Source organism: Photobacterium sp. WH77 (assembly GCF_022014395.1).
Classification (GTDB): Bacteria; Pseudomonadota; Gammaproteobacteria; order Enterobacterales; family Vibrionaceae; genus Photobacterium; species Photobacterium arenosum.
The window spans coordinates 1-23665 of the sequence record NZ_JAKLTE010000014.1 but is presented as its reverse complement, the minus strand read 5'-3'; the positions used below and the strand labels follow the sequence as shown (position 1 = coordinate 23665).

General features: G+C 44.9%; 11 protein-coding genes. 9 read left to right on the top strand and 2 right to left on the bottom strand.

Annotation, left to right across the window (positions count from 1 at the left end; translation table 11 throughout):
• Positions 1-9: 9 nt before the first annotated feature.
• The 8 genes from L6J37_RS14340 (at position 10) to L6J37_RS14305 (ending at position 17923) form a co-directional block, all read left to right on the top strand.
• Positions 10-1923, top strand: a complete 1914-nt coding sequence (locus tag L6J37_RS14340) for an FAD/NAD(P)-binding protein (RefSeq protein WP_237795592.1) — start codon at positions 10-12, stop codon at positions 1921-1923.
• A gap of 18 nt (positions 1924-1941) precedes the next feature.
• The gene (locus tag L6J37_RS14335; RefSeq protein ID WP_192016336.1) at positions 1942-2535 is read left to right on the top strand and encodes an isochorismatase family cysteine hydrolase; all 594 of its coding nucleotides are present in this window, start codon (positions 1942-1944) and stop codon (positions 2533-2535) included.
• Positions 2536-2562: 27 nt separating this feature from the next.
• A complete protein-coding gene (locus tag L6J37_RS14330) occupies positions 2563-3852 on the top strand; it encodes an MFS transporter (RefSeq protein ID WP_192016337.1) in 1290 nt (429 codons plus the stop codon).
• Entirely contained in the window at positions 3853-4209 is a 357-nt protein-coding gene (locus L6J37_RS14325; RefSeq protein ID WP_237795591.1) for a cupin domain-containing protein, read from the top strand.
• An 85-nt stretch (positions 4210-4294) separates the two neighbouring features.
• Positions 4295-6265 (top strand): aconitase family protein, encoded by a 1971-nt coding sequence (locus L6J37_RS14320; RefSeq protein ID WP_237795590.1) that lies wholly within the window; start codon positions 4295-4297, stop codon positions 6263-6265.
• A gap of 94 nt (positions 6266-6359) precedes the next feature.
• Positions 6360-7937: a 2-isopropylmalate synthase gene (gene leuA, locus L6J37_RS14315; protein WP_237795589.1), complete on the top strand. Its 1578-nt coding sequence runs from the start codon at positions 6360-6362 to the stop codon at positions 7935-7937.
• A gap of 155 nt (positions 7938-8092) precedes the next feature.
• Positions 8093-9343, top strand: a complete 1251-nt coding sequence (locus L6J37_RS14310) for a valine--pyruvate transaminase (protein WP_237795588.1) — start codon at positions 8093-8095, stop codon at positions 9341-9343.
• Positions 9344-10159: 816 nt separating this feature from the next.
• The gene (locus L6J37_RS14305) at positions 10160-17923 is read left to right on the top strand and encodes a hypothetical protein (protein ID WP_237795587.1); all 7764 of its coding nucleotides are present in this window, start codon (positions 10160-10162) and stop codon (positions 17921-17923) included.
• Positions 17924-18684: 761 nt separating this feature from the next.
• Here the strand turns inward: L6J37_RS14305 and L6J37_RS14300 are convergent.
• Entirely contained in the window at positions 18685-20277 is a 1593-nt protein-coding gene (locus L6J37_RS14300) for a sigma 54-interacting transcriptional regulator (RefSeq protein WP_237795586.1), read from the bottom strand.
• A complete protein-coding gene (tssH, locus tag L6J37_RS14295; protein WP_237795585.1) occupies positions 20264-22924 on the bottom strand; it encodes a type VI secretion system ATPase TssH in 2661 nt (886 codons plus the stop codon). Before tssH ends, L6J37_RS14300 begins: the two co-directional genes overlap by 14 nt.
• 534 nt (positions 22925-23458) lie before the next feature.
• On the opposite strand from tssH, the gene tssD reads away from it, so the two are divergent.
• On the top strand, positions 23459-23665 hold a 207-nt coding region (tssD, locus tag L6J37_RS14290; RefSeq protein WP_237795583.1), incomplete at its 3' end, for a type VI secretion system tube protein TssD.

Here is a 23665-nt window from a genome sequence, read left to right as displayed (position 1 = left end):
AAGCAGTTCATGAAACAGCAAGAGAAAAGTTTAAAGGTTGGGATTGTTGGTACAGGTCCAAGAGGCTTATCAATTTTGGAGCGACTAGCTGCCCGCTTAATCTCTGAACCAGCTGGGAAAGTACAAGTGTATTTGATTGATAATTATGAAGTAGGTTGTGGCCGTATCTGGCGCACAACACAGGCTGAACATTATCTGATGAATACACCCGCAAACGAAGTTTCTGCTTTTTCCGGACAGCTAACAGAGGGTGAAGCAAGACCCGGTGCTGGTCCTTCATTAGAAGAATGGTGGGAACAAACGCAGAATGATTATCCAGGACCTAAGCATTATGCGCCACGGAGACTTTATGGCGAGTATATGCAATTTGTTCTTCAATCCATTAAGAAAGGTCTGAATCCTGATGTTGAGCTGATTGAGGTAAATGACGAAGTCATAAAACTGAATAAAGAAGACGGACGCTCTGAGTTAGTCCTGCAGTCAGGAAAACAGATTGTTGTTGATTCTGTCGTACTGACAACGGGTCATGCTTTACCACAATTAACGGGTAAGGCTCTGGAGCTGGCCTCATTTTCACTCCTGAGGAGTGGTTTAAAATATATTCAGGGCGATTCTGCTGCAGATATGAAGCTTGATCGTGTAGCTGCACATGAAACAGTCGGTATCATTGGGCTGGGACTGTCATTTTATGATGTGCTGGCTGAATTTACGACTGGTCGGGGAGGGAAGTTCATCGAAAGGAATGACGGTGGCCTCGACTATATTTGCTCTGGTCGTGAACCTCAAATGTTTGCGGGCTCAAGAAGCGGTGTTCCCATTCCTTCCCGTGGCCTTAACCAAAAAGAGGGAAATAAAAAATATCAACCAGCATTTTTTACAAATGAGTGGGCGAAAGAACTCAGGAAAAAAGGAAAGATTGATTTCATACAGGATGCTCTTCCTGTGTTAATGGCGGAGGTTCACCTTGTTTATTTCGCAACGGCAATCCGACACCATCGTAATGAGAAAAGTGCTCAAATATTTACAGACATCGTGGCTAAGACTAAATTGCCGACTTTTTCAGAAATGTCCAGGATTGCAAAAGATTTTGGTATAAATGACTTGCCAGAACTTGATGTAGAAGTACTAGCAAGACCATTTAAAAATAAAAAATTTTTGAATGAAAAACAATTTCATGAATCACTTTTAAATTACCTTGAAGATGACCTCTTCAATGCAGAACAAGGAAATGTAAACTCTCCATTGAAGGCAGCATTGGATACGATTCGTGACACACGATCTATTATTATGACTTTGGTGAATTTCGGCGGACTGACTCCTGAATCTCATGAGAATGACTTTTTAAACTGGTATGTTCCAAGAAGTATGTTCTTAACTGCAGGGCCACCTCTGGAAAGGACGAAGCAGTTAATTGCGCTGATTAAATCTGGTGTTTTAAAAATAGTTGGACCAAATATGCAAATTCAAGGATCCGATGAGCATAATAAATTTCTGATGAAGTCTGATTCTATTCAAGGCTCTGAATATTTAATTACTACAGTCATTGACGCTAGAATCCCTACAACTAACATAAAACTGGATAGATCTGAACTAACAAAAAATCTTATTCGGGATAACATTTGGACTAATTATATCAATGAAGGAGAGAGTAGCTTCTTTGTAACCGGAGGGGTTTCCATATCACCAGCGCCATTTCATCCCGTCAATCGAAATAATCAAGTGATCAAAGATGTATATGTCATTGGTATTCCCACGGAACACACTCGTTGGCTAATGCAAGCCGGTAGTAGTAGGCCTGGATTTTGGACTGACTTTGTTCAGGATGCTGATGCTATCGCTGAAAATATCCTGTCAAGAGACATGAAAACAACTACTGTTGATTTTTTGTCAGTGTCACAGGAAGACGCAGTATTTGAACTTTAAATCAGTTGGGTAATTAAGATGATGATGAAAAGTGGTCAGGCATTACTTGTCCTGGATGTTATTAATGAGATCGTTCACCCTGATGGTAAATATGCGAAAGAGGGTTATTTTACGCAGGTAGAAAGAACAAGGTTGATCGAAAATACCCAAAAGCTCATTCATGCTGCCAGAGAGAATGATATTCCTATTATTTATGTTGTTGTTGGATTTTCTCAAAACTATGTTGAGTGTCCTGAATCATCATCAGTTTTTTCTTTAGCAAAAAGAAATGAACTGTTGAAAATAAACACCTGGGGCACTCAAGTCTATGCGGATATTTCACCTCGCGACGGTGATATTATTCTTGTAAAGAATCGAGTCAGTCCATTTTATCAAACGAACCTAGATTTGATTTTGAGGCAGTTAAATATCAAATCTCTGTTGCTTACCGGCGTATCAACAGAGTTTGTTGTTCTCTCTACAGCAGCAGATGCGCATGACAGGGACTATTCCAGTTTTGTTTTTGAAGATGCGACTGCAGCCGTCGACGAAGAAACACATCTGGCAGCACTGAAGCTTTTAGCGAACAAAGCAACAGTACTCTCTGTAGAGAATTTTCTGACATCTGAATAAGTAAATAATGAAAGTAGGTTTCTATTTATGGAAAAAGTTAGTGTGAATAAAGTAAAGCCTTCCCACCGATGGAAGGTTCTGTTGGTTGGTATTGCTGCAAATATTAGCTTTTCAATGGTCGTTGGTGGTATTCCTGCCAGCGCGATTTTCATGAGAGCCAGTTATGAGCTGTCGACGATTCATTTAGGCTGGGTCATGGCAATGATTGGCCTTGGTGCCGCATTGAGTGAGTTGCCATGGGGAGTGCTGACCGATCGCTTGGGAGATCGTGCTGTTTTAGTCTCCGGGTTACTTTCAACGTCTGTGATCCTTCTTTTGATGACTCTTTTTGTTGTACCTGACGGGGATTTCATACCAAGCTTACCCCTGTTGGCAACGAGTATCTTTTTTATTGGCTTGCTGGGGAGTTGTGTAAATGGTGCAAGCGGGCGTGCGATCATGTCCTGGTTTCAGGAAGGTGAACGTGGACTGGCAATGAGTATGCGACAGTCTGCTGTACCTGCCGGTTACGGTATCGGGGCTCTCCTATTTCCTTTTCTGGCCCTGAATTATGGATTTGATGTTATTTACAGCGTATCTGCAATTCTCTGTATTTTATGTGCTGTCTATTCCTGGCTTTGGCTATATGAACCTCAGTCTGAAAAGACTGATACGCAACAAACAAAAATAGAATCACCAGCCCAGCAAGTTAAAAGCCCCCTCAAAAGAGCTGATGTTTGGCGTGTGGTGTTAGCGATTGGAATCTTGTGTACGCCACAGTTTGCGATCCTCACTTTCGCCACCGTTTTCTTACATGACTATGGAAAAGTAGGTGTTACGATAATTTCTGCCAGCCTGGCCTTAATTCAGGTGGGAGCTATCGTTTCACGCATCTGGGCGGGTCGTTGGACAGACAAACGTAAGAACAGAAAAGAGTTTTTGCGGACGTGTTGTTTATTGAGCCTGGCAACTTTTCTGCTATTGGCTTTGGAGGTTTCTGTGCTGCCGCAGGATGCACTTTCACAACCACTCGTGATGATGAGTCTTGTTGCGCTGATTACGGTATCAGGCATTTTTGTTTCAGCATGGCATGGGGTGGCTTATACGGAGCTCGCTGTGATTGCCGGGGTTGAGCGGACAGGCACTGCCCTCGCAATGGGCAATACTGTTGTCTATGGTATTTTTTGTATTACCCCAGTGTTGATTCCTGTGCTGGTGACATTCCATGGCTGGGATATTGTGTGGCTCATCTCTGGATTGAGTACCTTACTTGCGCTGTATTTGTTTCCCAAACCCGAGAAGCAAGTTCTTGTAATGAATGAAAACAGGAATAACTAAATGAACTTACCATTAGTCGTTAATTTTGATGCTCTGATTAACAATCCGGACCTGATCTCGTGGGAAAAGCACAATACCCTTGGGCGTAACGGTGCAAGAATTTCAACACTATTTCAGTGTGATAAGACAGACCAAAAGATATCAATTGTTCATTGTCAGCCCGGAGCAAAGGCAGATTGCCATATCCATGACGGTCATGAAACATTTCTAATACTGGATGGCAGTTTTATGGATGATTTTGGAACATATAGTAAAGGTGATTTTGTGATTTATGAACCAGGTAGTAAACATGCCTGGTCGTCTGAGGAAGGCGCATTGATCTGTGCGATTTGGGGTGGGAAGACGCGTTCGCCATAATTTTAATGTTCACCAACCCGCTTACTTAACGCTTGATTCGCTCAGTGTAGTGTCTCAATCCATGTGTATGACAGAAGGTACTTTCATGTTACCCATGAAACCAAATGTATTATTTCTGACAAAAGATCCTAAGCAAATAGAACGTCAGCTGGCAGGCGAGAAACTCGACCTGGAGACAATAGGTGAGCTTCGTGATGATATTTCAACCGATGAAATTACCCCGATTCCAGCCTTGTCATATTATAACAGTGTTTTAGGGGAGCATCCCTATACAGGTTTAAAGTGTGGTCAAGTTTTACCCATCGGTGTGGGGGCAATCAAAAAAGCCGGGATACAAGTGATTGTCGCAGGGAACCGATATGGAAAAGGTTCTTCAAGGGAGCATAGCCCAGCCGCAGAGAAGTACGCTGGAATACAGCTTGTTTTTGCCAAAAGCTTTGAACGGATATATCGACAGAATGCAGATAACCTCGGACTGTTAACTTCAACTGATTTTTCATTACTTGAAAGAATATTGAAAGGAGAGGCGATTCAGATTGAGGACATTATCCAGGATCGAGATGATTTATCGGCAAAAATTATTCAGTCGGGTGGGTTGCTAAATTTTGGAAAAAAATATTTGTTATCTGATAAAAGAGTTGATGAATTAGATAGTAATCATCTACAAGGTCCGAAAACACTTTTTCAGAAAATCATTCAGAGAAATCTGGTATCGACTGAGGTTACCAGTATCAACGCGACCGTAAACAAAGGGGTATTTGTTCAGGCTGACTGGCGTTTTTTTCATGAATATTATACTGGAATGTGCTCAAACCTTTTACATGAGGCATTTTCTGATACGCTTTCACTGCATCAGAAAGAGAGCATTGTCGCTTTTGAAGATCATCTTTCCTATATGCATAAAAGCGTCATTCATGTAACACATGGGCTGGTTAATCAACTGCAGGGGCTCTCTGCTGTTCATCGTAAATTCACGGATAAACATGGTTTGATTTCTCATGGGTATCTGCCTCAGTCCGAAGGTTCTGAAGGTATTTCTCATGCCATCATGGCCGAACGCTATGCGTTACCCGGACAAGTTGTGGCTGGAACAGATTCCCATACATGTCACAGTGGTGCTTTAGGTTGTGTTGCTTTTGGCGTAGGGTCCACTGAAATGGCAAACTGTCTTGTTACTGGACTCATTCGCTTAACAATGCCTGAATCTATTCTGATTGAACTTAATGGCGAACTGCTGGCAGGTGTGTCTGCAAAGGATATTGCATTATATTTGCTTGCGCTTCCTGAAATAAAAGGTGGGGCTGGGGTAGGGAAAGTATTTGAATTCTGTGGAGGTACCATTGCAGCGCTGTCAATTGATGAACGCGCGACTCTCACAAATATGTGTGCGGAACTTGGTGGTTTCACAGGAATTGTAGCACCCGATGCAGAAACAATCCGATTTCTGAAAGAAAGACGGAATGTTGATTTCACGATTGAACCATGGATGAAAAGTGATCCTGAAGCACATTACATTGCTCATTTAGAGATCGACTGTAGCCAGATTCAACCAATGTTGGCATCTCCGGGTGATCCTGGAAACGGAATTAGTATTGATGTCTTATCTGATAACGTTGAGATTGATATTGCTTATGGCGGCTCGTGCACTGCAGGGAAACGTGAAGACTTTGACGCATACCATCATGTGCTTGCTTGGGCAGTCAGTCAGGGGATGAAACTACCAGATAGGGTGACGTTGTATTTGCAGTTTGGCACGGTTGATGTTCGGGATTACTGTCTTGAGCAGGGCTACCTGGACACCTTTGAGAAAATTGGAGCAATTGTATTAGAGCCGGCATGCGGGGCATGTGCGAACTGCGGGCCAGGTTCTTCAACTGATGCATCACAAGTAACAATTAGTGCCATTAATAGAAACTTTCCCGGTCGCTCTGGTCCGGGTTCAGTGTGGCTGGCCAGTCCGGAGACAGTCGTAGCGAGTGCGGTTGCAGGCAGAATTATTTCATTTGGTGAACTGAAAAATTCTGCTGTATTAAAAGATGCATTAAATAGTTATTGAGAAAGATATTGTGTAATTTCTTGGATGGTTTATTGAATGATCCAAGAAATTTATTCAAGAAATAATGTGAATGATAAAAAGGTTAGGAAGGGAAATGTCTGAGCAAATTATAATATTTGACACCACTTTGCGAGATGGTGAGCAAGCTCTTTTATCAAGTCTTTCAGTGAATGAAAAACTTCAAATTGCGCTGGCACTTGAGCGACTCGGAGTCGATGTGATGGAAGTTGGATTTCCTGTCTCATCACCGGGTGATTTTCAGTCAGTGCAGACGATTGCACAGCAAATTAAGAATAGTCGTGTATGCGCACTGGCCCGTGCTGTAGTGAGTGATATTGATACGGCAGCACAAGCGCTGAAAGTTGCAGATCAATTTCGGTTGCATACTTTTATTTCAACCTCGACAATTCATATTGAACATAAGTTACGGAGCAATTTCGACAGTGTTTTGCAAAGGGCTGTCAGAGCGATTCAACATGCAAGAAAATATACGGATGATGTGGAGTTTTCCTGTGAAGATGCTGGCCGGACACCACTAGATAATTTGTGTCGCATGGTCGAGTCTGCTATTTCAGCAGGGGCGAGAACAATCAACATACCAGATACGGTAGGATACACAACTCCGGATGAATTTGGTGGAATCATTAAAAACATATTCAACCGTGTGCCTAATATCGATCAGGCTGTCATTTCCGTTCATTGTCACAACGATTTAGGTTTGGCTGTTGCGAATTCTATTTCTGCGATTCAGCATGGTGCGCGTCAGATTGAATGTACCATGAATGGTATTGGAGAGCGTGCTGGGAATTGTTCTCTGGAAGAGATCGCTATGATTCTGAAAAATAAAGAACCTACTCTTGGTTTTTTGACAAAAATTGAATCAACAGAGATCTACCGCACAAGTCAGTTGGTGAGTCAGTTATGTGATATGCCAGTGCAGCCAAACAAAGCTATTGTTGGAGCAAATGCTTTCTCTCATTCTTCGGGAATTCATCAGGATGGTGTTCTGAAAGGGAAGAATACTTATGAGATCATGACTCCTGAAAGTGTTGGACTAAATAAAAATAATTTAAATTTAACTTCACGTTCAGGCCGTCATGTGATTAAACATCGATTATCAGAAATGGGATATTCTGAAAAAGAATACAACCTTGAAAATATATACCAGAAATTCTTAGAAATTGCTGATAGGAAAGGTCAGGTATTTGATTATGATCTTGAAGCGCTATTATTTCAGAATAATACAGTTGGATTTGTTCACGAACCATATCAGATTGATTTTTTTAATATTATTACGGGACTAAATGACAAAGTGACGGCAACTGTGAGCTTGCTTGTTAAATCTGTGATGAATCAATATGGCAACCAAGTTATTGAAACTGCAACCGGAAATAGCTCAATTGATGCTATCGTTAAGTGTATAAAGCAGGCTTGTGGTTACGCGTTTGAAATGGATGATTATAATGTAAGCACAAAAGGTTTTGATTCATCAAAGAAGAGTCAAGTCAATATTTCTGGTTATTACCATGGACGCAAGTTTTATGGTGTGGGGAAAAATGAAGATGTTGTCACTGCATCTGTGTTGGCAATGATACAAATCATGAATAGTGTGAATCATACACATACTATACTCAATTTACGTAAACCTAAGTCAGTCGTTGAGTATTCTTGAGATAAAAATCCCATCATAGGATCTATCCCTATGGGGTATGAAATATAAGTTCTCAATTTATCATTCTTCTTAATAAATGATAATTACTAATTAAACCATGAAGCATTTAAATTAATGTTTATTAATTATTAAAATAATAATTCTGGATTATATATATGAAACTTTCAAGCTTTGGTCAGAAATTTAACCAATATTCAGGCATTACTCAGCTTATGGATGATTTAAATGATGGGCTACGCACACCAGGTGCAATTATGCTGGGTGGAGGAAACCCTGCAGCCATTCCTGAAGTTGTTGATTATTTCTATGGCATTAATCATGAAATGCTGAAAAATGGTGAGTTGATTTCAGCAATGATGAATTATGATGGGCCGCAAGGAAAAGATAGCTTCTTGAAATCATTTGCTTTGCTGATGAAGAAGACTTATCAGTGGAATATTACTGAAAAAAATATTACACTCACAAATGGTAGCCAGAGTAGTTTCTTCTACCTTTTTAATATATTGGCAGGTAAACAGCCTGATGGTTCTAAAAAGAGAATTCTTTTCCCTATGGCGCCGGAGTATATTGGTTATGCTGATGCTGGTATTGAAGAGGATATTTTTGTTTCTTACTTTCCTGAAATAGAAATGTTGAGTGATCGACAGTTTAAATATCATATAAACTTTGATGCAGTTCGTGTAGGTGATAATATCGGTGCAATTTGTGTTTCTCGCCCGACGAATCCGACAGGTAATGTATTGACAAATGAAGAAATTAACAAGCTAGATCAAATTGCAAGGGATAAAAAAATTCCTTTGATTATCGATAACGCTTATGGACTCCCTTTTCCTAACATCATATTTGAAGATGTGGTGCCTTTTTGGAATGATAATACGATTCTATGCATGAGTCTTTCTAAAATGGGTTTACCTGGTTTGAGATGTGGGATAATCATTGCCAGTGAGGAAATGACACAGGTTTTAACTAATCTTAACGGTATCATTAGCCTGGCGCCAAGTAGTATGGGGCCTGCGATTGCGAACCATATTTTAAATAAGAATGAACTTTTCAAACTGAGTGAATCAGTAATCAAACCCTATTATGCTAAAAAAGCACAATTTGCCATGGAGTTATTATTGAATTCAATTAAGGATTCAAGGTTTCGTATCCATAAACCGCAAGGTGCTATTTTTCTGTGGTTATGGTTTGATGAACTGCCTATTTCTACAATGAGCTTGTATAAAAAATTAAAAGATCGTGGAGTGCTCGTTGTTCCGGGAGAGTATTTTTTCTTCGGGCAAAGTGAGTTCCCTCTGCATGCCAGCCAATGTCTGCGACTGAGCTATGTACAATCTGAAGATGTCATGAAGAAAGGTATTGAAATCATAAAAGAAGAAGTCATGAAAGCCTACCAAGCGTGTTAGTTTAATCTTTTGTGCAAAGAAATGAGCTTCATAACCTTATTATGGAGCTCTTTATTTGAGTGAAATTTCGATGTATCCGAAAGATGTAGGCATAAAAATGCCTTTATAAATAAGGTTGAAACTTCATCAAGCTTTGGCTGATTCTGGCGAAAGCTCTACTTTGTTGTTGATGCTACACCCATCAAACCAGTTATGCAGCACACTTATTGCCAAGCAGAAGCAACTGTGCAGTGATGCCATGTTGTTTCGCAAAATTTACTGTTGAGTAAAATCGATCCCAGGTAATGATGCACAGCTGTGCTATTGAGCGATTCAATGAAGGTACTGAGACATATTACATTAGACTTGCTAAAACGGATGAGGTATCAATTGCACGTCGTGGCAGAGCCGAAGAGCAAAGCATGTAGCTTGATCGACTGGGTTCTTCAATAAAACATCAGTCCATTTCAGACCGTAAAACTTCCCCGTAATTAGCATTTCGTACGAAAGGTAATTTTTAGTAATGGCAGATATACGAACAATGTGGTGAAATAATCAGCGCCAGATTGCACTAAATTAGTGCTCGCTGTACAAGCTTGGTGAACAGCTCACAAATATAGCCATTAATAAGACATTTTATTGGCCTTATGTTCGCTTGGAAGCGTCGTTTTTGGCTGAATCACATGAAATCCGCCTGATTAAATTACTTATTTTCCTGTCATTCTGACGGTTTAGGCTGTCATTGTGATTTTATAACTTGTTGTTTTTACTGGATTGTTTTGAGTCTTGTACTGCATATAATAATGCGCTATTGATCAATTATTCAGTGTGGCTAACGTGTTCAGACAAATTGTTTTATTGTTGCTTTTTGTACTCCTGTCGGCTTGTGGCAGTGAAGAAACTTATCCTGAGTATCCGAAAGATCGCCAGCAAGGTATTCTCAGCGGCGTCGTATTTGATGCTGCGGTTTCTAATGCAAGAGTCAGTGTTTACGAATTCAACAATGGTAAAGCAGGTCGTTTATTAGCTGCCACCAACACCAACCCGGATGGGCGTTTTTCTATCGCGCTCACGGCCGGGACCACGCCGTTGTATATTGAAGCTAACGGTGGCGGATATTTGGATCCGCATTCAAAAAATGTCGTGACAGTGAATGACAGAGGCCCGCTGAAGTTCCGGGCTTATGTCAATTTTGTGGAAGGTCAAAACCGGAATGTCATGCTGACTCCGCTGACCAATATTGCCGCGGGTCTGGCTGAATATAATTTTCAGCGTTTAGGTCAACAGACTGCGGCAGCCATTGAATCCGCAAACGCAGCCGTGAACAGCCAGTATGGATTTGATGTCTTTTCGGTTCAGCCACTGGATATTTCTGTCGGTAACTACAGCGCTGTTGCCACACAAGGTCATCAGTATGGCGCATTCTTGCTGGCATACTCTTCAGCAGCTTATGAGCTGCTGGAAAAATCAGGCGGCAGTGACAAAGAAAAGCTCATTTATACCTCTTACAATCTGGTTGATTTGCAATATCGTGATATTCAGGCAACCGGACAATTGGATGGCTGGTCACTGGATGAAGTCTCGGCTTTGCCGGTGGCGCTGTCGTTTGGTCTGCAAAAACTGAATGTTGAGTATTACACCAACACATTAGCCCAGCATTTGCTCCGGGTGGTAAATAACCCGGACATCAATATTTCTTCGACTCCAGCCAGTGATTACACTCCGCTGGTGAATCGTCTGAACAATGCTTCTGGCGGGATTTATGCCCCGCGAGCACCAGTTTCCATTGATGAAGATGCGCCGGAAGTGGTGCGTTTCGGGAATGAAACCTTGTCCGGCTCTGGATTGGTTTCAGTCAAAGTCACCGACTTTATCGGGATTGAGTACGCAGAAGTTTTCTTGCAGACCAAAACCGCAGAAAGCGGCTGGGGCGAACTGGAAAACTGTAAAAACGGTATTTCTTCACTCTGTAGTGTGCAGTCTGAGGCTTTCGACAGTGGTGTGCGTGAAACGCTGGTGGTCACCAAGGTCAATACGCTGGAAATTGATAAGTTATCGGCTGAACCCGTTGAGGGACGTCTGGTTCTGAAAGTGGCTGATGTGCTCGGAAATGCCGATGATGCGCAATCTGTTTCTTTCCGGTGGGATAACCTCGCGCCAGTGATCAATATCACGTCGCCGAAGACCTTTAACCCGGTCAATAAGGCATTCTATACCCTGACCGGAACCATCAAAGATGCCGGGTCAGAGATTGCCAGCGCAACCATTGCAGTGAACGCCGGTGCGCCGGACGTACTGAACTGTACCATGCAAAAAGATCCTGACACTCAGGAAGATGTGTGTGCGTTTACCCAGAATTTCGACCGTGGTCTGTTTATTGGCGGACAGACCACCTTCTTTCTCACTGCAACGGATGGTAACGGCAACAAAAGTCAGACACAGTATCTGATCCTGTCGGATACCACAGCGCCGACGCAAAGCGTCGCGTTTCCTGAAGTCGCGATGAAGTTCTTCGACGCAGATACCGGCGAATATCAGGACAACCTGACGCAAGAATATTTCCAGGATCTGTACGGAAAACAGTATCTTAACCTGAATTATGCTTATGCCCTGCAAGGGCTGAAAGGCGTTCATCCGGAAGTCGATTTTGCAGACTTTACCACCCTGGTGCTTGATCAGAATCAGGTGCCGTATCTGACTCTGAGTGTTTCAGACGCCACGGGCAGCTCTGAAGTGACCAGTTCCTCGGCAGAGGAACTCAATGTCATTGTCACTTATGAAGCGGGGAAAATCGGTGAGCCGGTCGCGATCACCCGGACAGTGAAAAGTAATCTGGGCCAGCTTCCCCATGAAGTGTTCCCGGCACCCGACAGCGAAGGTTATATCAGCGAAGCACGTTATTTCATTCCCTTTGTCCGGGAAATCTTCGGGGCAGACTTTACTCGTGTAGATGAAAGCTACGCGCAAACCATCACCATTGTGACTGAGGATGGTTCAGGCAACTTATCTGTGCCTTATAAGTTTCAGTTCAAATCTACTTTTAACCTACCTTCAATCAAGGTGACGTCGCCCTATATTGGCGCGAGTGCAACCATTGAACGTTTAAACGCCTCCGGCCAGTGGGCGTCGATTGCGTCGTGTAAGATGCTTGCTGAGCCGTCGAAAACAGGCGGTGGCACGCTAAAAGACACGGCTAGCTGTCAGACGCATTCTCAGTTTGCCGGTGAGATCCACCGGGTAACGGTGACGGGGTCTACCCAGTTCTACAAATGGAGTCAGAATGCACTGACTGAATTTGACCTGACCGAAGAACACGGCCTGCGCAGCTACGGCATGGTAGGCGGTGAATCCGGGGATCGTGAGTTTATCATCACGGAACTGTCGGTTTTCCAGTCCGGGTTCTTTGATTACCTGTTTGATAAATCGAATAAAACACAAGGCACGGCTCAGGGCATTCTCTCGGATGTGAATGCCATGTTCGGGGAGCAGACCAGCCAGTTCTTCGGCTTCAACCCGACCACAACTTATTACGCGAATAATGATGAGTTGCTGACGATTCCAAATCCGCCGTCCAGTAAATATCTGTACCGCTTCCTGCTGGAAGCCATGGGTGATATTGCCAATGCGAGTGCGGTACAAAACAGTACGGATCTGGCAAAACTGTATTACACGGATATCGTTGGAGACGGAAAACCGGATGGAAAGAATGCCGCCGGTCAGCAACTGTATTTTGCCAATGATCCGCTGGGTGAAAATTATTACCGTGAGAAACTGGGCGAACATTTCTACGACTTTGTGAAAACAAAATTTACCGGCAAAGTCGATGACAAAGTGGCGATGTATTACGCCAACCGCTTTGCGAAATCGGATCCGACGCTGCAAAGCCAGAAGGTCTTTAACACGCCTGCGGAAGCGGTCGATCAGGAGCCGCCAGCAGTTAGTCTGGATCCGCTGGCCAGCAATGCCATTCAGTTGTTCAACAAGTGGTATGTGAGCGGTGATCTGAGCGCAATTGTGAATGTGACTGACCCGTCAGGTCTGGATAAAAGCGCGCAGCCGACCAAGCTGGAATTGTTCTGGGGTGTGGACACCGAGAACAATGCGACTACGCCAACGGGGATCTCGGCCAATAAAATCGATAACGATGCCTATGCAGAGAAGCATCAGTTTGGATTGGATACGGCCAACGACTATCCGGGTATCGCCCGTTTGGATCTGTTGCTGAGTGCAACTGACCGTGAAGGCAACAGCCATGGTTATAACGGCCAGACCAAAAAAGCGACCATCTTTATTATTGATAACGATCCGCCGAAATATACCTTCGTTCCGCCGTTTAAAGCCGACAGTCTGCCGGATACCACGTATATCAACACCAACTTCAAACAAACACTGAAATTTGAAGTGGATGAGCGAGTCGGTGAGGATCCGGCCAAGCGTCGATTCATTTTCCGCAACGGCACCAAAGAACGTGTGGTGACGCAGGAAGAATCCAAATCAGAGAGCAACATCGTGACCCTGTATCTGTGTCTGGATACCCAGTGTGCCGATGATCTGGAAATTCCGAAACCGGTTCATCTGGATGCCGGTTCATGGACGCTGATCACCGAAGGTGCGGATAAACTGGGGAACTTCATTCCTGCCACCGATCCGAATGTCGGTCGTTTCCGGGTGAATGTCGATTTTCAGGCACCGGAAGTGCTGGATTCTGACGTGGAACTGCTGGGCGGTAACAGCCAATGGTCGCCACTCGCGGTGCTGAATAATGGGATCGGAAATGTCAGTGCGCTGGGCGATATTGAACTCAAACTGCATACCGGCGCAGGACTGATTGATCTGGCGCCGTGCGGCCCGGATTGCTCAACAGTACCAGCGTATCTGCTGGGCGATAAAGCCAACACCAAAATGCAGCTGGTCGCGGCGAATCTGGATCATGGTAAAACCTACACGCTCTATATCACCGCGCGGGATACAGCTTATCCGCCGAATGAAGGGGAAGGCACCTTTGCATTCAAGATTGATAAAATAGGGCCAGCGATCGCGACACCGACGCTGAAAGACGGTACAGCACCTGAGTTATCCGGCAATATTATGGGGACCAAATTCATTGCCAATATTGCCAGCATTACGGATGACTCCAGTGTTGAAAATATCAGCTTCTGGCAGGAACTGAGCGCCAGTGAAGTCAAGCTGGTGGAGCCGTTCAAGCCGGAGGGGCTGACCAACATTAATATTGATCTGCAAAAGGCGAATACGTCGCTGATCAATACCAGCGAAGGCCATCAGATCAAAGTGTTTGTCAAAGCGACAGATAAATATGGCTTCGAGAGCCGCTCAAATGCGGTCTCAACTTACTTCGATAATGAAGGCCCGACAATCACGTTAAATAACTTTGATGAAGTGAATGACTTCGTTGAGCCGGGTTATGTGTTCAGTATCTCGGTTCAGGACGAGGGCACAGATCCGATCAAACCGGGTTCAGTGGTTTACTGGACTTACACCGGCACAACCCCACCGCCGGGCGTAGCTGGGACACAGCCAACCAATCCGAACGAGATTGAAACCAATATGCAGCAGAAGTTCACCCTGAAAATCAATGCTGAGGATATTCGTGGCAATCTGCAGGATAAAACGACCTTTGCCATTCAGGTGGATACCACACCGCCTGATGCCTCACTAACAGCGCGTTATCAGAGTAATAACCTTGAAATTAGTCCGGCCCAGACGATCACTGAAGTGGGAACCGTCGACCTCTATCTGAATGCGGTCGATCCTGAAAGTGGCATTGATAAGGTGGAAGCAACCCTGTTCCGTGTCGGTACCGAGCAGGGCGAGACCATTGTCTTTAGTCCGGTACCGGGCAACGAAACGCAACGTAAAGCAACATTGAATACCCAGATTGCCAACGACGGTAAATACAACCTGGTGGTTGATGTCTATAACAAAACCAAGGTTAACCAAGGGAGTCCGCGTCAGAAAACAACCGTAGTACGTCCGCTGACCGTTCAGCGTGAAGGCTACAGCCTGACCGTTCTGAACCCGGCAAACTTCGGGACATTCACTTTTGGCCAGAGCCTGCGTGCTGAATTCGGCATTCAGAATGCGGAAGGTGCCGTCCTGAATAAACTCGAATGTTGGCTGCGCGAAGATTACACCGGTGACGGCGCGCCGGATAACGATACGTCGGGCTACTACAAGGTCTACACCAACACCGCCTCGCCTGTGTGTCAGTTCGACAACATTGACCGCAATATGGCGAATAATCCGGTACTGATCACCCGAACAACTGCAAGTAATGACGCCAAAGTTGACCAGATCTTCTCGTTCAACATGGTCGATATCGATGCGCCAGTGATCACGAATAAAGACAACTTCAAACTGAAGCAAGGTGATGTTGATACGGTTGGAGACGTGAAGAAACTAACAGTACGAGTGACTGTAGATGATGCGCTCTCCGGTATGGACAGCAACGCTGAAGTGAAGTTGCATAAAGGTCTGACGGAATACGAACCTACTAATATTCAGCCAAGCAATGGTAATAAAACGATTACCTATGCCTTTACAGGAAATTATAACGATTTCATTCGTAGTAATGATGTGGAGCACTTTGTGAAAGTTTCTGGGCTGAAAGATAAAGCTGGAAACATTGTACTGGATTCTGATTCAACGATTCAGCTTCAGGTACCTAATGTCAAACCAAGTGTTGAAGTGATTGGAATTAAAGAAGGGGACTATATTAATTCTAAAACGGTCGATTTTGCTTTGAAGATTGGTGTTGGCCAAGAAGCAACGCTTGATAACGTTGAAGTTGACCTAGGTTTGAACCGATTCAATTTAACTTCTCACGCTCAAGAAAATTTTGATGGTGGTGCGAAGCCTTGTTTGGATGAACCTGAATTGATGTGTGTGAGTTTCCGAGGAGAGGTTGCACCTGATCATACGGGGGATAATGTCGATGTGCTTGTGAAAGTTTACGATAAATGGGGTAATTCGACGGCACATAAAACAATCAATTTAGGTATTGATCAGGCACCACCAGTGATTGCAGATGTTTATAGCATTGGCTCTGATGAGAATGGCAATGTGCTGATGAACTTCGATATTTCAGATGAAGCCAGTGGCCTGAGTCGCGTTAAATATATCGTGAAAGATTTAGGTGACAGTTTTACTATTGACAAATCTTCTGCAGATGATGCTATCCATCAACTGACATTTGAGTCTGCAAAACTTGGGAGTAAGAATAGTTTCAGGGTGTATATTGAAGCAGAAGATAATGTTGGTATGAATGATAAGACAGAATTCACTGTCAATATCCTCAAGCCACAGGCAACTCTGGAACTGCTGGGTGCGCAGAAGAAAGATTCGAATATTGTGCTGGCGAACAATACACAGACGTTCAATATCAGTACAGTGACGGATCCGAATTCACGTGCAGAAGTGAAAGGCTATGTGGTGACACTGGAACCACAGGCTGCGGGTCTGAGCCCAATTACGCTGACTGGAGATTTCAACGGTCTGACAACAGCGACTGAGATTGCAACTCTGACTGAAAGTATGCAGGGTCCGTATCACCTGAAACTGTCGATTCTGGATAATCTGGGCCGTTCACTGCCGAGCTATACCCTGAAAGGGGAAGGCTCTCCGGTGACCATCTCGCCACTGATTATTGATATGGCAAGCCCGAATATTCTGGATGTTCAGGCAGTGCAAGCGCCTGTCATGCCGACTGTGGATGGCAAATACACCATTCGCTTAACGGCCAACATTCAGGATGCGAACCTGAACAGTACCAAGGTAGTGGCAACATTGAACGGTGGCACGAACCCGTCCGATTACACTAAGCCGGCGGAAGCGAGTGGTGTATACACCTTCGACTTTAAAGCAGCCGTGGGAACACATAACCTGACGATTAAAGCCACTGACTATGCAGGAAATGAAGTCACGTATCCGGTTGCCAATGTTGTTGTGGAGCCGTGGACAGTACCAGAAGTTAATATTTCACTTTATGACGATAAACAAACTGAAGTTGGCGGGAGTAAGGTTGTTTGGCTTGACCTTAATTTCACTGAAGCTGTCGAAGAATTGTCTAAGGAAGATTTGATGATTACCTCCTCGGCTGGAGGAGATGTAGGATATATTGAGCAATTTAATCGAAAGAATGGCACGCATTGGGAAGTGAAATATATTTCGCCAACAGGTGTTGATGCAGATATCAATTTTAGTTTACCCGAAGGGAGCTACATTGCAGCGGATGACGGTATGGTTGGTAAACCTGATAGCCTTGGAATTAAAGTCTTTGGCACGCCATTAGTCACCCAGATTACATTCCCGGATGGTAGCTCAACGGTTAAACAAGGGCAGACGTTGAGAGTGAAATTTACATTTAATCGACCTATACCTGATGATATTGAATTGACCCCCCAAAATGGTTGGACCACTTATTGGAGTGCAGCCCAAATAAACTCAGAACGTACGGAGTTTACTTATGGCTTGTATTCTGAACAGTTAAATAAAGGCACTCAGAGCATTGGTGTTCAGGCTGGTTATGAAGATAAATATGGGAATTACGGCCAAGGAAAAACAGCCAATATATACGTTCAGTAAGCACTAAAAATCACCGCCGTTCGGCGGTGATTTTTTATCTCCCCCAACGACACCTCGAATCTCTCTTCAATTAATCCATCATTCTCGTAGGATGTTTTTCGGCGGTCCCGAGCACTCAATAGTACTCTTCAGTCAATGATAACTACATACATACATAAATACATATCGTGATGTATTGCATTCAAGTAAATGTATACACTAATGCTTATATTAGTTTTACCTATTTGAAGAGATGATAAATTAATAAAAAACGCTGTTCTCCTCACTTTTTATTACATTTTTTGGCAATGGTAATTATTTTCAGCTGGTTTTATCCGGTGAGTTGAGTGCTGCGTCAGGCTATTCGAACGTTGCATCAGGGGAAGCCAGTACGGCTTTGGAAATATTACCAAAGCTATCTGTGACCACAATAGACTGCAGGGTGAGAGCACGTATGTTTACTTTTTGAACGCACGTAAGTTCTCTCGGGCTGGTTGAGTAATTATTAGACACCTCATGCATTTCACACCAGTGGCAGGCGGTTAAAAATCACTCTTTTTGTAGATCCCAACATGCTTTTTATATGGTGATTTTACAACTTGTTAACTCATGCTCTCACCCTGCAATAGACTGGGCTTTACTGAAGCATCTGACGTGGGTGATAGAAAGTGAAATAAATCAAATGAATTGAACGAATAATTAATGGAGATTATGTTGGCGGGGTAATGCTTAGGTTGGCTATGTAAGGATTCTCCCTCAATCCAGAGGGAGAAACGTGCAGGCTAAGGTAAGATCTCATACTTCTTGATTTTATGATTGAGCGTACTCACAGGGACAGCCAGCGATTCAGCGGCTTTTCGAGTCTGCCAGTTAAAACGCTCCAGAGTTTTGATAATGACATCCCGCTCGTACTGATTGACCGAATCTTTTAATGATCCGGCGTCAATCTCGGGTAATTCAACCTCAAAAATCGTTTCTTCGGGGATATCAGCAGGAATAAAGGTATCCATTTCGCCCAGTTCCAGTGCGTCTACCGTTTCAAAATCCGACAGCAGCACCGCTCGCTCTATGACATTTCTCAGCTCCCTGACATTACCCGGAAAGCCGTACTCCAGCAGTTGCTTGCGGGCTTTTTTGCTCAACACCGGCTCGCTGTCCAGCTGCATTTTCTGGCTGGTATGCGTAATAAAGTGCTCTGCCAGTGGCAGAATGTCATCCTGACGTTCACGCAGTGGCGGCAGATTAATCGGAAAGACATTCAGACGGTAAAACAGGTCGGCGCGAAACTCGGCTTTCTGGATTTTATCCATCAGATTACAGTGCGTTGCCGCAATCACACGAACATCAATACTGCGCTCTTCACTGCTGCCAATGGCACGGAATTTACGTTCTTGTAATACACGCAGTAACTTGGCCTGGAGCAGCAGTGGCATATCACCGATTTCATCAAGAAAAAGCGTGCCGCCATCGGCAGCTTCAAACAGACCAATTTTGTCTTTATCAGCGCCGGTAAAAGCGCCTTTTTTATGACCAAACAGCTCCGACTCGAGCAATTGCTCCGGGATAGCCGCGCAGTTCTGCGCGATAAAGGGTTTATCTGAGCGATTGGAATTGTCGTGAATATAGCGGGCAATCACTTCCTTGCCAGCGCCGGTTTCGCCTCGCAGCAACACATCAACCGGTAAGGTAAGAATGCGTTGCAGCCGTTCCAGTACCTGACGCATTGGTTCGCTTTCCGCAATCGGCCCATCATAGTTGGGCTTTTTGCGGGCTTTCAGCTGCTGATTTTCGCGGTTAAGCGCGGCATTGTCGGCTTCTAAATTGCGCAGGCTGGTGTGGTAAGTGTCCAGCAGGGTGGCTTGACGAATACTGGTGCCAGCCAGTTTGGTAAAGACAGACAGTGACTGTTCATCATCGATCAGGCATAAGTCGAACAACACCAGTAATCCAACGGTGAGGTTCTGGTGATCTTTCAGCGGCCAGGCCAGCAGGTTGGCACTGTGCAGACCCATAGCTGCTTCGTTCTGATAAATCAGGTCACAGTTATAGCCGGAGTAGGTGTACAGATCGTTGATCAGGACGATCTCGCCAGAAGTGATGGCATAACCCAAAGGGTCATTATCTTTTAGCATATCAAGCTGCATTGGCAGCCAGGTATGGTCAATAATGGCTTGCTCATGCTTGTGTACGCTGAGGGGAACTAATGCCTGTCCGGTTTGATCCAGCACGTACATGATGCCGTGCTTCGCCTGAGTCAGTTGTCGTGCCGCAGCCAGAATGGCGTCCATAGTGGACGCCAGCTGTGTACGGTCTGACAATGTCTGACTGATTGCCAGTAGCAGGTTATTGAGTTCTCCAGAATTAACTGAAGGCATACTCGATCGATCCTTGTTCATCAACAGAAACTGTCAGTGTGGTGTGAACACTTTCTTCACCCTGATGCCCCAACAGTTCATTGGAGAGCTGAGGCAGAAGCTGACGGTTGATCACTGCATCGATATTACGTGCACCGGTTTCGCTCAGTCGGCAGTGGCCCAGCACAAAGTCGACCAGATCCTGTTCAAAGGCCAGCGTCAGGTCGTGATTGGCTTTCAGGCGGGCGCCGAGTTTGCCCAGCTTGTGCTGAATAATGTCGGTCATCGCGTCATCGGCCAGGGGCAGATAAGGAATCACGTTCATTCGGGCCAGCAGTGCCGGTTTGAAATAGCGGTTCAGTGTCGGACGAATGGCATCAGCAATCTGCGGCGCGGTGATGTCGCCGCTTTGTTGAGTCAGCGCTTCGATTTCTTGCGTCGCCAGGTTACTGGTCATCAGGATCAGGGTGTTTTTGAAATCAATCGCCCGGCCTTCGCCGTCGTTCAGTGTGCCCTTGTCGAAGACCTGATAAAACAGGTTCATCACTTCCGGATCGGCTTTTTCCACTTCATCCAGCAGCACCACAGAATACGGGCGCTGACGCACGGCTTCAGTCAGCATGCCACCTTCACCGTAACCCACGTAACCCGGCGGTGAACCGATCAGGCGCGAAACGGTGTGCTTCTCCTGGAACTCCGACATGTTGATGGTCGTCATAAAGCGGTCGCCACCGAACAGCTGATCAGCAATGACGCGGGCCGTTTCCGTTTTACCTACACCACTCGGACCGACCAACAGGAAGACGCCCATAGGAGCATCCGGATTCATCAATCCGGCTTTGGCGGCGCGGATGCCTTCACTGAGCGAGCTGATCGCAAACGGCTGGCCCTTGATCACGCTTCCCAGTGACTCATCTAATTGCAGCACCGAGGAAGACTCGTCTTTTAATACTTTACCGACTGGTACGCCGGTCCAGTCTGCGATGACCTGGCTGATTTCTTCGGGGCCAACTTCAAAGTGAACCAGCACTTCGTTTGTACGGCAGGCATCCAGTGCTTCCTGACAGCGCAGAATGGCAGCACGAATTGAGGCTTCATCCATATCTGTTGTGTTGTCATCTGCTTCGTCTTCAGCAGAGGCTGTCTCTGTGGCTTCGCCAGTGGCAATATGCAGCTTCTGGCGCAGGCTGATCATTTCATCAATCAGAGACTTCTCTTGATGCCATTGGGCTGTCAGTGCTGTCAGTTCATGGTTCAAGTCAGTGATCTGGTTTTCAATCTGCGGGATAAGGGACGCATTTTTCTTATCGCCGGTTTGCTGCAGTTCGTCACGCTTCAGGCCTTCCAGTTCCCGATTAAGCGAGGCAATCTGCTGTTGCAGGCTTTCAACCGGAGCGGGTGTCGCTCTCAGGCTGATATTGACGCGGGCACACGCGGTATCCAGCACATCAATGGCTTTATCCGGCAGCTGACGACCGGAAATATAGCGAGAAGACAGCTCGGCCGCACAGGCGATGGCGTCATCCCGCACATAAATATTGTGGGCTTTTTCATAAGCCGGACGCAGGCCGCGAATAATCAGGGCAGCCTCTTTCGGTGAAGGTTCGTCTAACTTCACCAATTGGAAGCGGCGGGCCAGCGCCGGATCTTTTTCAAAGTATTTTTTGTATTCCGACCAGGTGGTTGCCGCGATGGTTTTCACTTCACCCCGTGCCAGCGCGGGTTTGAGCAGGTTAGCGGCGTCACTGCCACCGGCCTGATTACCGCCGCCAACCAGCGTATGGGCTTCATCAATGAAAAGAATAATAGGCGTCGGTGAGTTTTTGACTTCATCAAGGACGCCATTCAGGCGTTTTTCGAACTCGCCTTTTACACTGGCACCGGCTTGCAACAAACCCATATCCAGGCCGAACAGTTCGACGCCTTTGAGGATATCCGGCACATCGCCTTCAACAATTTTCAGCGCCAGGCCTTCTACCACGGCGGTTTTGCCGACACCCGGTTCACCGACTGCAATGGGATTATTCTTACGGCGACGGGCGAGAATATCGATGATCTGGCGAATTTCCCGGTCGCGGCAGAACACAGGGTCGATCTTACCTTCACGGGCTTTACCGGTGAAATCTATGGTGAATTTACTCAAAGCAGTGCCTTCCTGGCGCGGATCGCTGCTCTCGGTATTGGCAACCTGCGCTTCAATGGAATCTGCGGTGAACTGATCAAAGTTTCGTTTCAGGGTTTCGCTGTTGATTGGTTCGAACAAGCTCTGAATGTCATGCTGGCCGTAACGTACCGGGTTTTTAACCAGTGTCAGCAGTAATGCCCCGGTTCGGATTTGTTGCTGCCCTAAGTCGATGGATGACATCAGCCAGGTTTCCTGCAGCCATTCAATCAATAGGGCAGAAAAAACAGGTTTACCACCGGCGGATTTATCACTGCGCTGCAGCGAAGCATTCAGGGACTGGCGAATTAAATTTTCGGAGCAGTCAAAACTTGCCAGAATTAAGTCGAAATCACTATTTGGGCGTTCAAGCAGACTAAGCAAATAATGCTCAATCGATACTTCCGTTGAACGTTCAGAAACAGCGAGTGCGGCTGCATCTTCCAGTGCGACTTTCGCAATAGGATGCAGGCGTTGAATCAGAGAAGCTAAATTTACGTTAATCATAGGCCCATCAAATTCGAATCAGGTAAAGCCCGGATTATAATCAGATTTTAAAAAGGCCGATGGCCGAAACCAGTGCGATAAGTCGCTGTATTAGTGACTATTTTAATACTTGGTGGCAATTAGCATGGGTGCATGGTGGTAAGGGGTTTCACTATGAGCTTTTTAATAGGAAAAAGCACTGTAAAGGCAGGCAATTTAACGGATGTCGAAAAATGTGGCAGAGGTTTAAGATTTCACTAAATAAGCGAGAGCTGGCCAGATAAATTGGCGTTTATATAAAAAGAAGAAAGACAGTTAAAAGAAAAATATGGATGTGAAAATGGTTGCTGCAAATTTCGGGTTTAAAAAACAAAAAATTAGAAAATTTTCCAAAAAGTTGGCAATAAAAATGAGTTAAAAATTCACAAAAAGTTATAAGCTTCTGTTTTTAAATGAAATTAAAAGTTGGCACGGTGGTTGCCATGTATCAGTCATCGCAAAGAGCAGCGTTATGCTCTACTTATCGAAATGACTAAAATTTAAGGGAAAGTGATTATGCCAACTCCAGCTTATATGTCTATTCATGGTGAAACTCAGGGCCACATTACTAAAGATGCTTACACGGCAGATTCTGTTGGTAACACTTGGCAGGAAGCACACGTTGACGAATTCCTGGTTCAAGAACTGGACCATGTTCTGACGGTTCCTCGTGACCCACAAAGCGGTCAGCCAACAGGTCAGCGTGTTCATCGTCCAATTATT